This window comes from Streptosporangium sp. LJ11, assembly GCF_051918945.1.
Taxonomy (GTDB): domain Bacteria; phylum Actinomycetota; class Actinomycetes; order Streptosporangiales; family Streptosporangiaceae; genus Streptosporangium.
Genome location: NZ_JBPXMB010000003.1, coordinates 79,202 through 92,382, shown reverse-complemented (window position 1 = coordinate 92,382; position 13,181 = coordinate 79,202). Strand labels below are relative to the sequence as shown.

11 protein-coding genes are annotated in these 13,181 nt (G+C 69.6%); 2 read left to right on the top strand and 9 right to left on the bottom strand.

All coding sequences use genetic code 11. The features are described from left to right. Window positions 1-50 precede the first annotated feature (50 nt). Window positions 51-1,010, top strand: a complete 960-nt coding sequence (locus ACTOQ3_RS05215) for a proline dehydrogenase family protein (protein ID WP_440082260.1) — start codon at window positions 51-53, stop codon at window positions 1,008-1,010. 58 nt (window positions 1,011-1,068) lie between these two features. On the opposite strand, the gene ACTOQ3_RS05210 is transcribed toward ACTOQ3_RS05215, so the two are convergent. The 9 genes from ACTOQ3_RS05210 to ACTOQ3_RS05170 form a co-directional block, all read right to left on the bottom strand. Beyond that, a complete protein-coding gene (locus ACTOQ3_RS05210) occupies window positions 1,069-1,725 on the bottom strand; it encodes a response regulator transcription factor (protein WP_362846521.1) in 657 nt (218 codons plus the stop codon). Between the two features lie 219 nt (window positions 1,726-1,944). Beyond that, window positions 1,945-2,568: a hypothetical protein gene (locus tag ACTOQ3_RS05205; RefSeq protein ID WP_440082259.1), complete on the bottom strand. Its 624-nt coding sequence runs from the start codon at window positions 2,566-2,568 to the stop codon at window positions 1,945-1,947. A gap of 329 nt (window positions 2,569-2,897) precedes the next feature. Then, entirely contained in the window at window positions 2,898-3,821 is a 924-nt protein-coding gene (locus ACTOQ3_RS05200) for a hypothetical protein (protein ID WP_440082258.1), read from the bottom strand. A gap of 101 nt (window positions 3,822-3,922) precedes the next feature. Beyond that, window positions 3,923-7,246, bottom strand: coding sequence for a WD40 repeat domain-containing protein (locus ACTOQ3_RS05195; RefSeq protein ID WP_440082257.1), 3,324 nt, complete (start codon window positions 7,244-7,246; stop codon window positions 3,923-3,925). Continuing rightward, the gene (locus ACTOQ3_RS05190) at window positions 7,243-8,511 is read right to left on the bottom strand and encodes a hypothetical protein (RefSeq protein ID WP_440082256.1); all 1,269 of its coding nucleotides are present in this window, start codon (window positions 8,509-8,511) and stop codon (window positions 7,243-7,245) included. The genes ACTOQ3_RS05195 and ACTOQ3_RS05190 overlap by 4 nt, the downstream gene beginning before the upstream one ends. Then, on the bottom strand, window positions 8,508-9,653 hold the full coding sequence (locus tag ACTOQ3_RS05185) for a hypothetical protein (protein WP_440082255.1): 1,146 nt from the start codon (window positions 9,651-9,653) through the stop codon (window positions 8,508-8,510). Before ACTOQ3_RS05185 ends, ACTOQ3_RS05190 begins: the two co-directional genes overlap by 4 nt. 233 nt (window positions 9,654-9,886) lie before the next feature. Beyond that, window positions 9,887-10,270 (bottom strand): hypothetical protein, encoded by a 384-nt coding sequence (locus ACTOQ3_RS05180; RefSeq protein ID WP_440082254.1) that lies wholly within the window; start codon window positions 10,268-10,270, stop codon window positions 9,887-9,889. 160 nt (window positions 10,271-10,430) lie between these two features. Further along, window positions 10,431-11,285: a helix-turn-helix domain-containing protein gene (locus tag ACTOQ3_RS05175; RefSeq protein ID WP_440082253.1), complete on the bottom strand. Its 855-nt coding sequence runs from the start codon at window positions 11,283-11,285 to the stop codon at window positions 10,431-10,433. Between the two features lie 180 nt (window positions 11,286-11,465). After that, entirely contained in the window at window positions 11,466-12,458 is a 993-nt protein-coding gene (locus ACTOQ3_RS05170) for an aldo/keto reductase (RefSeq protein ID WP_440082252.1), read from the bottom strand. 115 nt (window positions 12,459-12,573) lie between these two features. Here ACTOQ3_RS05170 and ACTOQ3_RS05165 point away from each other — a divergent pair, with 115 nt between their 5' ends. Next, entirely contained in the window at window positions 12,574-13,131 is a 558-nt protein-coding gene (locus ACTOQ3_RS05165) for a TetR/AcrR family transcriptional regulator (RefSeq protein WP_440082251.1), read from the top strand. Window positions 13,132-13,181: the final 50 nt, after the last annotated feature.

The window sequence follows — 13,181 nt, the reverse complement described above, 5'->3', positions numbered from 1 at the left end:
TCGGGCCGGCCGGACCGGCGATTCCCTCACCCTCGAAAGCCAGGCGCACGATGACCACCGTTCAGCTCACCGATACCGACGAAGCCTCCACCGGGGCGGCCCAGGTCCTGCGCACGCTCGCGCTCGACGAGGAGCTCAAGTGGCGGGTGCCCGCGGACCCCGTGCTCGGTCCCCTCGCCCGGCGGGTGGCCCGGCGCTTCGTGGCCGGCGAGACCCTCGCGGACGCGCTGGAACGCGTGGCGGAGATCCTCGCGGGCGGCCACCGCGCGAACGTCGAGTACATGGGGGAGAGCTGCCGTGACCCGGAGCGGGCCCTGGCGGAGACGGCCGTGTTCGTCGACGCCGCCCGCCGGCTTCCGCCGCGGTGCTCGATCTCCCTCGACCTCTCGCACATCGGCCTGGCGATCGACGAGGAACTCGCCCTGGAGAACGCCACCCGTATCGCCCAGGCCACCGCCGGTACCGGACGGGAGATGATCATCTCGGCGGAGGGCTCCGACCGCACCGACGCGGTCCTGTCGGTGCACCGCGGGCTGTGCGAGCGATTCGACCACGTCGGGATCACCGTCCAGGCGAGACTGCACCGCACCGGCGAGGACCTGCGGGGACTCCTCGCCCTGCCGGGCAGGATCCGCCTGGTCAAGGGCGCCTTCCTGGAACCGGAGACCGTCGCCTACGCGCGCGGGGACGCCGCGCTGCCCGCCGCCTACCTGCGCCACGCCGAGGCGCTGGCCGCCTCGGGACACCTGTGCTCGTTCGCGACCCACGACTGGGACCTGATCCACCACATCGACCGTCATCTCGGCGGGACGGGCCGTGCCGACGCGCCGTGGGAGTTCGAGACCCTCCTGGGTCTCGGCCCCGACCGCCTCGCCGCGATGGCCGAACGCGGCCACCCCACCCGCGAGTACGTCGTCTTCGGCACCGAGTGGTGGCTGTACGTGTGCAACCGGCTGGCCGAGGACCCGCGACGCCTGTTCCAGGCGCTCGTCGACGCCGCCGCCCCCTAGTCAGGGCGGCACCGCTCCCTGGTCACGGCGGCGCCGGGGCCCGCGGGGCGGGGCGCGGTCAGTTGAGCGAGCGGTAGCGGCTCAGGATCGGTTCGGTCAGGTCGTGGGACCACAGCCAGCCCGCCTCCCTGGCGATCCTGACCGCCTCGACGCGCGTGCGGGCGTCGACCTTGTTGAGGATTCGCGCCAGGTAGTTGCGTACCGTGCCGCCGGACAGGCAGAGACGGTCGGCGATCTCCCCGACCGGCGCCCCCTCGGCCGCGGCCTGCAGGACCTCCAGCTCGCGCGCGGTGAGCGGGTTCCTCTTCGCGTTGAGGGCGGCGACGGCCAGTTCGGGGTCGACGACCCGCTCACCGGCGGCCACCCGGCGTACGCAGCCCGCGAGCTGGCCCGCGGGGGCGTCCTTGACGACGAAGCCGCGCGCTCCGGCGTCCAGCGCCCGGCGCAGCGCGGCCGGGGTCGCGAGCCCGGTCAGGATCACCGTCCCGCACTCGGGAAGCCTGCGGTGCACCTCCGCCGTCGCGGTGAGACCGTCGGTGCCGGGCAGGCCGATGTCGATGAGCGCGACGTCCGGCCGGTGGAGCAGGCAGGAACGGACCACCTCGTCACCGTGACCGACCTCGGCGACGACCTTGATGTCACTCTCCGTGGAGAGCAGGGCGACCATGGCTCCTCGGACGAGATGCATGTCCTCGGCGATCAGGACGCTGATCATGAATCGTCTCCCCTTTGCTACACCGCGCGCTCTCATCTGGCCCGGGGACACTACCCAAGGAAGTCGGGTGACTACCGCAAGTCCGAGTTAAACACGAAACACGGGGCATTGAGGTGCGATCACCGCAGGTGAGAGGCCCCGTGACGCGGAAAATTGAGTGCTTCCCTCGACGCGGGACCACAGAACAACCGCCCACTTACCTTCACTTTTCTACTTCTTCTACGATTTTTCGCGCGACCGCCTCCGAAGCACTTTTCTCGCTTGCCTGACGGTTATGCCGGGGTTATCAGAGAGGATGCGGCTCATCTCGACCTTTCGCAGGTGTCGCGCCTTGAGCCGCAAGAACTTGGCTTCGGGAACGGGAGGCAGGGCGTCCATGACCGCCTGATAACGCTGGGAGACGCGTTCCCGTGCGGCGGCCTCGTCCCCCGCCGCGGGCAGCGCCCGGTATTCCGCCTTGAGGACGGCGAGTTGCCGAACGGCGTCCTCGTGACCGCGCGCCCTGCCACGCCAATCGAGCACCAGGTCGATCAGGGTCAGCGTGAAAGTGAACATGGCGAACCAGCCCAGGAGGGTCGAGCGCTCGATGGTGATCACAAGGAGGGATATCTTCGCGTCGCCCGACGCGAAGGCGAACGCGGTCGCGACGACGGAAGCGGCCAGCAGCACACAGGTGGAGGCGACGGCCCTGCGACGATACTGACCTCTGAGCATGGAGTGGGAGGTGGCCATCTGATCGACCGTACTTCGCTGCCGCTCGATCTCACGCAGGGCGTGGTCCCCGGAAGTCGCCGGATCGGGGTTGCCTCTCGGACGACCGGCCTCACCCTCCGCGTACTTCACAGCGCTCCTCAATGCCGGTTCGGTCTTATGGCTTCGGAACGATCCGGCCGGTACCGGCATCGGGAGGGATGCCGACCTGACATGACTCCGTTCCTTCCAGCTACGGAAGCCGCCATCGATCAAGGCACTCACCAGGAGGGAACACTCGCGAGCGTCCTCGGAACGCCGCCTGGAACCATGGGAGCACCGAACGGCTCGAACGTCGAGTGGTCGCGATCCGGTGCCCGTGGCACGGTGAGCGGGCTGTCCGGCCCGGTCACGCACGCCCGACCGGCGTGAAACCACGAGGCCTCACAGTCGCGACGCGGCGAAGGGCCATCGGGCGGCGTTCACCAGGTCCAGCGAAAGCCCGCGGCGGCGTGTTCCAGATAGGGGACGAAACGATGGACGCAGGCGTCCCGGTCCAGCGCCGCCGGCTCCTCGACGATGACCTTCCCGTCGCGGTGGTCGTCCCAGATCGTCCACCAGAGCCGGTGCGGGCGACGTCCGGGATCGAACTGCACGACGATGTCGACGTTGTCCGCGCGGGCGTGGGCCACCCGCCGGTATTCGAGGTCCGCGTCACCGGTGCCCGGCCGGAAACTCACCTCGTACTCGAGCGAGGCGACCTGCCCCTCGCGCAACGGGCTGTTGAGAGCGATCTCCAGCACCGGGGTGCTGCCGGTGAATTCCCGCATGGCGGCGACGTACCCGCCCCGCAACACCTTCACTTCGACGGCACCGCGGAACAGGCGGTAGGGGAAGAAGTCGACGCCGTCCTCGCACGCGAGGATCGCCCTGATCGTCCGGTGTGAGCAAGGGTGGCCGTCGGAGCCGATGACGCGCCGTTCGAAGACCGACACGGTGCGATGCCGTTGCCTGATCGGCACGAACTGCGGCTGCCGGAGCGTTCCGCTCACGGCGGGCGAGGCGTTCGACGGGGCGGGGAAGCGGGTGGCGAAGAGAAGGTCGCTGTCATGACGGCTCATCTCGAAGGCACCGACGAACCAGCTCAGCGTCTCCGCGCTCAGCACCTCGCCGCGCAGTGCCCGGTTGACCCGGTCCTTCAGCTCGCGGCGGAGCGCGACCTCGGACTCCGAGCGGCGGCCGGACTCCCAGAGGTAGAGCGCCAGCACCTGCGCGACCGCCGACTGGTTGAGCCCGCCGCCTCGTGACCCGTCGCGCAGTCTGGCGAGAGACCATCTCCGCCGGTAGCGCTCCTCAAGCAGGAGGTCCGCCAGCATCCGCCCAGCGGCCCGAACCTCGCCCGCCATGTAGTGCCCCTGAAACCGTGTGAACAGTGCTCGACCCAGCGTAACCGGCGGAATGCGGCTCCAGCGGTGTTTCCTGGTGACCGACATGGTCCATCCCGGTTTCAGCAGAGACGTACTGGCATCACACCAGGGGCGTATCGCCGCCATTCGTCGGGACGCAGGTCGCGCCGGGCGCGGGCGCAGATGTGTTTCAGCGGGTCGCCCGTGAGAGCTCCGACGTCCCACAGCCGGGCCATGCCGTTTATATCACTGGTGATCGACGTGGCCAGATACCGGCCGTCGGGACTGAAGGCGGCCTTGTAGAGACCCGGGAGGAGTTCGGTCTCCTGGTCCCTGATCGGATCGCCGATCTGGCGCCCGTTCTCCACGTCCCAGAGCCGGACGGTCTTGTCGTCGCTGGTGGTGGCCAGAGTGCTGCCGTCGGGGCTGAAGGCCACGGAGTTGACATAGTTGCGGTGGCCCAGCAGCGGCGTGCCGATCTGCTTGCGCGTGGTCACGTCCCACAGCCGCACGGTGTGGTCCTGGCTCGCGCTGGCCACCGTCCGGCCGTCGGGGCTGTACGCGATCCCGAGGATGGCGTCGGCGTGACCGGTCATCGGCTGCATGGTGATGTTCTGGTGGGTGAGGTCCCAGAGCCTGATCACGCCGTCCTCGCTTCCCGTCACCATGCTCCGGCCGTCATGGTTGAACGCCAGCGAGGTGACGGTGCCGTTGTGGCCCTGCAGGACGCCCGCCTCCTCCCGCGACGATACGTCCCACAGCAGGACGGTCTTGTCCTGGCTCCCGCTGGCGAGGATCTTCCCGCCGGGTCTGAAGGCCAGCGAGTAGACGTCGTCCCTGTGCCCGGTCATCGGCTTGCCGACCGGGCGGCGCTTGCGCACGTCCCACAGCCGTACCGAGTCGTCGTGGCCTCCACTGGCGAGCAGGGAACCGTCCGGGCTGAAGGCGACCGACAGGACGGGGCCGGTGTGCCCTTTCAGGGGCTTTCCTATCTGCTCCTGCGTGGCCACGTCCCACAGCCGCACGGTTTTGTCCTCACCCCCGGTGGCGAGCGTCTTGCCGTCGGGACTGTAGGCCACCCCGATCACGCCCCAGGTGTGGTTGATGAAGGGGATGCCCACCCCGAAGAGCGGGCGGATGTCCCAGACGCGGACCGTGCCGTCCTCCGAACCCGAAATGATCGTCCGGCCGTCGGAGGCGAAGGCCATCGCGTAGAGGGGACCGGCGTGACCCGCCAGCACCGGCCCGACGGCCTGGTGGGTGGGAACGTTCCAGAACCTCACGCTGTTGTCCAGACCGGCGCTGGCGAGCGTGATCGTGTCGGAACTGAACTCCAAGGCGGAGATCCACGAGTCGTGACCGCGGATGGCCCCGCCGAAGGCGCGCCGGGTCCCCGTGTTCCAGATCCGGATGGTCTTGTCGGTACCGCCGCTCGCGAGCAGCGGCCTCTTCTTGTCGAACGCGAGCGCCGTGACCGCGTCGGTGTGCCCCTTGATGGGGGCGCCGATCCGGCGGCGGGAGGCCGGATCCCAAATCCGCACGGTCTTGTCGGTACCGCCGCTCGCCAGCGTGCGACCGTCGGGACTGTACGCGAGAACGAGGACATCGCCTCGATGACCGGTCAGCGGAGCACCGATCTGGCGTCGCGCGTCAAGGTCCCACAGGCGCACGGTGTCGTCGTGCCCGGCACTCGCGAAACGCCGGGCGACCGGGTTGAAGACGACGGAGGTCACCCAGTCGCGGTGGCCCGTCAAGGGCGTGCCGATCGCGCGGTGGGCCGCCACGTCCCACAGCCGGATGGTCCCGTCCTCCCCTCCGCTGGCCAGGGTCTTCCCTTCGGAGTCGTAGGCCACGCTGAGGGCTCTCTTCTCGTGCCCGGTCAGAGGGGCTCCGATCTGCCGCAGCGTGGCGGCGTCCCAGATCCTGACGCTCCTGTCCGAGCAGGCGACCGCGAAGGTGCGGCCGTCCGGGCTGTAGGCCACGTCGGTGACCCCGCCACAGGCCGCGTCGAGCCGGGCGACGGCCGGCTTCACCAGGGCGGACCGCATCGCGTACCGGGACTCCGGGCCGGGCTTCAGCTTCGACGCCGCTCCCGCCAGCAGCATCGCCAGTTGCGGATCGTTCCCGGCGCCGTTCTGGCTATCCTCGACGAACTGGGCCGCCACCGCCTCCCGGCGCTGCCGCATTTCCCTGGCCTCGGCGTCCCGCTGATAGTCCTGCATGACGAGACCGTACGTGCCACCGCCCGCGGCGAGCAGCAGGAAGAACACGAGGGCGTTCCTGACGATGACGCCCCTGTCGTTGCGCCGCGCCAGGCGGGCGGCGTCGCGCCAGTTCGCGGCGGGCACGATTTCCAGGGACGGCCTCGCCTGGGCCCGCGCGGTCTTGTAGTCGGGTTCCGGCACGATCACCCTGGCGTTCTCGGGAAGGCTGCCGAGCTTTCGCTCGTACCCGCCGACGGAGCGCAGCACTCCCTTCGCCCCGACGGCGCCGATCACCGCGTTCTTGGCCACGAGCCGCCGTACGGTGCGGAGCCCCGACAGCGGTCTCTGCAGACGCGCGATCTCGTCGATCACGACTGAGAACGCCGCCCCCAGGGACTCGTCGTCGACCCGGGAAAGCGGCCCCTTCTCCGTGTCGAGGGACCACAGGACCATGCCCTCCACCCGCTTCGCCCCGGCCTGTTGCCAGGCCGCGCGCAGGGAGTCCGCGAACCGCTCGTCTCCCGAGAACAACGACATCCGGGCGGCGTCCGGCACGAGCGCGGGAGGCAGTCCACGCAGCAGGGTGCCGCGCAGCGTGGCGAGCTGCCCGTCCGTGCCCCGGTCGAAGAGCACCGTGATCGCCTGTGGCCTGCTCGTCCGCCCGCCGGCCCCGGACAGCGTCCGCAGCGTCATGGCGCAGGCGAGGGTCGCGCCTGTGAAACGCGCCTCACCGGCGATCCGGCACAGGAGCTCCAGGCGGCCGAGGAGATGGATGTCGTCGCCCGCCACGTCCTCCGGCCGCCATCCGGGCGCGCCCGCGGCCGTGTACCGTGCCTCGCCGTACCAGGCGAGAGCGGCTCGCAGGGGTTCACGCTGCACCTCGTCGGCGATGAGGCTCAGCCCCAGACCGGCCAGCGCGCGCACCGCGTGTGACGCCCTCGTCTCCTCCGGGACGAAAGGGCCGCCGGCCCGGCGGGCGAACTCCGGGTCCGACCTGAATCCCGTGATCTCGCACAGTTCGTGGTGAAGGGGTGTCACCCCGCGGTACAACGCTTCGAGTGAGTCGAAGCGCCGGGCCGCGACCAGCTTCGCGACCAGGTCGAACAACGGCTGGAACGGCCCTCTCAGTTCGGTGCGGAGTATCTCGGCCGCATCGTCGTCCCTCGGTTCCTCGAAGAGATAGCGCTCACATTCGTTAACCCACAGGGTGGTGTCTGTCAAAGTTCGTCCTCGATGGTGAGCCTTAAGGGGTGATTCTCGGGAAACTCCCTCGCGATACGTGTCCACTCGGCCACGACACTGTTGGTGGTGGCTCCCCGGACCGACCGGCGTACGTCTTCCGGTGGGACCAGCGAGATCTCCGCGATCCCCAGGGGCGGCCCGGTGACCTCGATCTCGACCCAGTCGCCCGATGGCACCACGAGGCCGAGCCGTCCGCTCAGCTCTCCTCTCTCCACGCGCAGCAAGATGAGGTGGCGGGCGCTGGAAGCCGGGCCCGAGACCAGAACGGGCAGGAACATCGCGCCGTACGCGGCGAGCAGCGACTCGTCGGCGGCGGCCCAGGCGGTCCGGGCCCTGATCTCGACCCTCCCCCTGGAGGTGACCCCGAGACGTACGGAGAACGGTTCGCGCACCGCGTCCGTGGTCTCCCTGCGCACCCCTTCCGAGGTGTTCGCGGCGGGATTCAGCCGGGTGTCGAGTCGTAGCGGCGACCGGGGCGCCACCGCTCCCTCCAGCCTCGCGACCGCCCGGCCCGCGGCGTCGGCAATGAACCTGTCGAGGTTCGGCAGTTCGCGGACGAGTTGGGCCAGCACCTGCCGGGTGGCCGGCGGGAGCCGGTCGGCGGCGATGTCCCTGAGGCGGACGCAGAGCGCGGCGGCACCCAAGTGGATCAGCTCCGGCTCCTCTGCCCGGAGCCCTTCGTCCAGTTGCTCCAGCGCCGCCGAGAAGCGCGACCCGACCGGCACGAACCAGTCACGCAGGAAGACGAGAGAGCTCTCCCGGCCACCCCGGACCATGGACAACGCCTGGGCGGCGAGCCGGTCGACCAGCTCCCAGGGAAGCAGGTGGTAGATCTCCGGCGGCGGGGTGCCCTCCTGCGCGAGCCGGCCGACCAATAGGCGCCTCAGGGTCACGTCGGCCCGCGCCATCGTCGCGAGGTCGGCCGGCCGAAGGACCGCTTCGGGCCAGTTCTCCTCCAGCCGGGCGACGACGGCGAGCTCCTCCCGGGTGACCGGCACCGGGGCCGCGCACTCGTCCACCTCGACGACGAGTTCCGCGGTGCCGTCCCGGCGCAGACCCAGAACCTCGCCGGTGTCGAGGAGCACGCCGCAGCGCTCCCAGCCGGAGGCGAACCCGGGCATCCAACGGGCGTCGGCGCGCTCGTCCCCGTCGTTCACGATGTCGCCCCGCCTCCGTGCGGCCGAGCCGTCACGGAGGGGCCGAGTGGTGGCGACCCAGACGCCGAGCGGGCGGGCGGACATCATCCGGCCCGATCCTGCAGCGCCTTGACCAGATCCTCGGCGACCGTCCCCCGCTTCTCCGAAAGGCGCAGTTCCTCGGCGAGCCCTAGCTGCTCGGCAGGGGACAGACTCGCGGGAAGACACTTGTCCCGCACCTTGAGCAGCAGGGGCCAGTCGGCCTCCGGAATCCTGAAGGGAAGGCCTGCCGGCAGCCCGTCGACCCAGCGCCTCACCCCGTCGGCGTCGACGTCCCCCCAGCGAAGCCGGAACTTCAGGTAGCGCATGATTATGCAGGCCTGCGTGGTCGGGTCGTCCCCCCGGTAGAGGACGTCCAGGACTCTCCTGCCGGTCCGAGGGCCTTCCCCGTTCGTGGTCCTGGTGGCGCCCAGGTGAGTCCTTCCCAGCCCGGAGGGGTCGATGACGACTTCGAGCCGAGGGTCGTAGTAGAGGGCGTTGACCGTGAAGTCTCGTGACCAGGCGTCGTCGAGCAGGTTCCCTCCGTACGCGGGGAACCGGAAACCGGCGAGATCCAGCGGGCGATACTCCATGATCCTTTGCTGGGGCGGCGCCGAGGGAGACACCGACCAGACGAGACGGCCCGAGACCCGCCAGTGATAGTCACCGCAGCCCATGCGCCTGAGCCGACGGGCCGCCAGCTCGCACAGTTCCCCCGGCCCGGCGGTGCCGGTGAAGTCGAGGTCGTTCACCGACGTGGCATCCCCGTGAGCGAGCAGATCGCGGACCGCACCCCCGACCAGCCACGCACGGTGGCCCGCGCCGGCCATGTCGTCGAGCAGCGCCCCGACGAACCTCCCGTCCTCCCCCATGTCCGACAGGGCCAGCTCGAACGCGGCACGCATGAACGGCGGCGCCGACTCCAGCCTGTCCTTCAGATCCCCCTCCTGCACCGGGGACGGCCCGGTGCGCAGGACGCTCTTGGTCGAACCGACGAAAGAACGGAGACCCCTCCTCGGTGGGGACTCCAACTCCTCCTCCCCCTCGACCAGGACCTGGTCCCCGAACTCGGCGGAGGAGGCGGAATCGGCGATGAAGGCGAATCCTGCGACGGTCAGGTCACCGACCTGGTCGCCGCGTGCGACAGGATCGTCAGCGGCTCTGGAATAGAGAAGCCGCAGGTCATCGGTATTGACAGATGTGGTCGGCAATGATTTTTGATCCATGGTGAGAACCATGGAAGCATTCCTCTGTCGCACTTATGTCGCAAATGACACCTGACATCGCACTTGTTCTACAACAAACAAAAGTCATTGATTATCGCGATAGAACGGGCCGAATATGCCATAAGACACCAGTTATAACCAGGGCGGCATCGTGCTCTGCCGGCCTGCGGGCAACGGGGCGGGTTTTCCCGGAAACCCCTGGGACTCGCCCGGCGGGGTCAAACCGGGGCGGCGGCCTCGTGGTGTTCCATCAGGACGTCGGTCAGCAGGTAACCGCCGCGTATCAGGTGGACCAGCGGGCGGGCGCGCAGCTCCCGGTAGTGAGCGGCTATCCGGATCGCAGCCGCCACCGGGGTGGTGGCACTCGTCCACAGCGGCCTGTCCCGGTCCGCGGGCACCGGGACCATCCACCAGAAGCGGCACGTGTCGTCCAGGCGGGCGACCAGGCCGTAGTAAACGGAGATGACGATCTTTCCGGACGGCAGGCGGTGGACGTCCGCCGGGATGTTGTGGGATCGGGCCAGCAGGGCCGCCAGTTCACGGGCCCGGAGTTCGGCGGGGGAAGGCGCGAGGTCTTCGGGGATTCTGTGATCAACGGTCACGCTGGCGAGGGTAAGGATCTTCGGCCACCCGCCTCAACGATGTTGCGCGATGTTGCGCGTTCGCCCCTCGCGAAGCATCCCCTTCACGGATCTTCGCCTCTCGCGGAACCTCCCTCCCCTCGGCGCATCGCTTCCCGCGGACGCCACCGCCCTCGGGGCGTCACTTCCCGCGGAACCCGCCGGCCGCGGCCCGCAGCATGTCGCGGGCCTCCTTCCCGTACGCCGCGGCACCGCTCAGCGCCTGGAACGCCTTCTCGTACACGGCCACGTCGCTGGGGGCCTTGTGCTGGATCTGGCCGGGCACGGTGTCCACGCGGACCCGGTTGGCGTCGTATATCCAGAAGTTCTCCGGCGGCATGAGCGGCGGCCTGATCGTCGCGGAGACGACGCCGAAGGACACGTTCGCGGTGCCGGAGGTCAGCTCCGCCAGCCGGTCGAGCTGGGCGGCCATCTGCTCGGGGCCGACCAGCGGCATGCGGAGCGCCTGCTCCCCGACGATGAACGCGAACCGCTTGCTCCCGTTGCGCAGGATCTCCTGCTGTTTCAGCCTCGCCGCGACCGCGGCCTCGATGTCGTCCGGGATGCCGCGGAAGTCGATGATGGCGCGCAGGTGACCCCGGGCGTAGTCACCGGTCTGGAGCAGGCCCGGCACGGCCGAATGCTGCCAGACGCGGAACTGGTGGGTCTTGTCGTACAGCGGCTGGAAGGAGCGCTGGACGTGGCCGAGGCCGCTCTCCTCCAGGCGGCGCCAGTCGGTGTACATCGCGTCGATGTTCTGGGCGGCCGCGATGAGGTCGACCACCTGCTCGTCCGCGTCGCAGGCCTCGCACCACGTACGGATGTCCGCCTGGTTGGGCATCTGGACCGCGTTCTCGATCTTGGAGATCTTGGTGTGGTCCAGGCCGGTCTTCGCCGCCAGCGCCCGCCCTGTCAGCCCGGCGTCGGCGCGGAGCGCCCTGAGCCTGGCGGCGAGAATGCCCTTGGCCTCGTCGATGCGTGCTGTGGAGGTCGCCATCTCCATCACCTCGTCACCGCGGGGGGGTTGGTTCTCCGACCGTACGTCGGATGTTGCGATCTGTCTTAAATGTTGCGAATAGTTGCCGGAGAATCGTGGGCGCGCCCCCAACGGGTGTCACCGGCGGCGTCCTCGACGGTGGATCGCGCGGTGACACCGGGGTGACAGGTGGGCGGGCGTTCAGCCCAGGTCGGGCGGCGGGGGCATACGGTCGCCTTCGACCTGGGCCGCGAGGGGTTCGAGGTCGGCGAGTTCGTCGTCGGTCAGCGTGATGTCGAGCGCGCCGACGTTCTCCGCCAGCCGTCTCCGGTCGCGGGTGCCGGGGATCGGTACGACGGTGACGCCGTGCCTGTCGGAGCACGCCAGCAGCCAGGCGAGGGCGACCTGCGCCATCGTCACGCCACGGGCGTCGGCGATGCGCCGGATCGGGGCGAGCAGTGAGGCGTTGTGCCCGGCGTTGGCGGAGTCGAACCGGGGCAGGCCGCGCCGCACGTCGTCCTCGGCCAGCCCCTCGGTGGAGGTGATCCGCCCGGTGAGGAAGCCGCGGCTGAACGGCGAGTAGGCGACGAAGCCGATGCCGAGTTCGGCGCAGACCGGCACCACCGAGTCCTCGTACTCGCGGGTGAACAGCGACCACTCGTTCTGCACCGCGGTGATCGGATGTGCCGCGTGCCCGGCCCGCAGTTGCCCGGCGGTCACGTTGGACAGGCCGACGTACCGGATCTTGCCCGCGGCGACCAGCTCCGCCATCGCTCCGACGGTGTCCTCGATCGGGGTCGTGTAGTCGGGGTGGTGCAGGTAGTACAGGTCGATGTGGTCGACGCCCAGCCGTCGCAGGCTCGCCTCGCAGGCGTCGCGGACGTACTCGGGATCGCTGCGCACGCCCACCAGCTCTCCGGTTCCGGGCTTGCGGATCGCGGCGAACTTGGTGGCGACGGTGATGCCGTCGCGTCCGTTCGCGGCCAGGAAGTCACCGATCAGGCGTTCGTTGGCGAAGTCGACGCCGTAGTAGTCGGACGTGTCCAGCAGGGTCACGCCGAGTTCGGCGGCCTTCCGCAGGGTGGCCAGGGATTGGTCGCGGTCGGTCGGGCCGAGGAATTCGCTCAGCCCCATGCAGCCCAGGCCGAGCGCCGGGACCTTCATACCGGTGCCGCCGAGTGTGACCGTACGCATGGCAGAGCCTTTCGTCGAGGGAATGACGGGTAGAATCCGGGATGAACGTCCCGGTTATCCGGAAAATATACGGGACGGCCATCCCGTTTGTCTATCGATCTTGGAGTACACCCGAGTGAGCAGCAGGCCATTGCGTGCCGACGCCCGGCGCAACAGGGCACAGGTCCTACAGGTCGCGGCGCGGACCTTCGCCGAGGAGGGGCTGTCGGTGCCCGTGCACGAGATCGCGCGGCGGGCAGGTGTGGGGACCGGCACCGTCAGCCGCCACTTCCCCACCAAGGAGTCGCTGTTCGCGGCGGTCCTGCTGGACCGCATGGAACAGCTCGTGCGCACGGCGGGCGAACTGGCGGACGGCGAGGAGCCGGGCGAGGCGTTCTTCGCCTTCTTCGCCCTCATGGTCGAGGAGGGCGCGGCCAACAAGGGGATCGTCGACGCGCTCGCGGGTGCCGGGTTCGACTTCCAGGCCGTCGCCGCCGACGACGCCTACGACGTCATGGGAGCCTGGGAAGAGCTGCTCCGGCGCGCCCAGGAAGCGGGCGTCGTCCGCGCCGACGCCGACATCGCCGATGTCAAGGCGCTGCTCACCGGCTGCCTCGACCGCGAGCGCCACACCCTCGACCCGGATGCGCGCGCCCGCATGCTCGCCATCGTCCGCGAAGGGCTCCGAGTCTGACGGGTGACACCTCGGCCCGGTCGCGGGCCACGGGCACTTCTCGGCGGTCC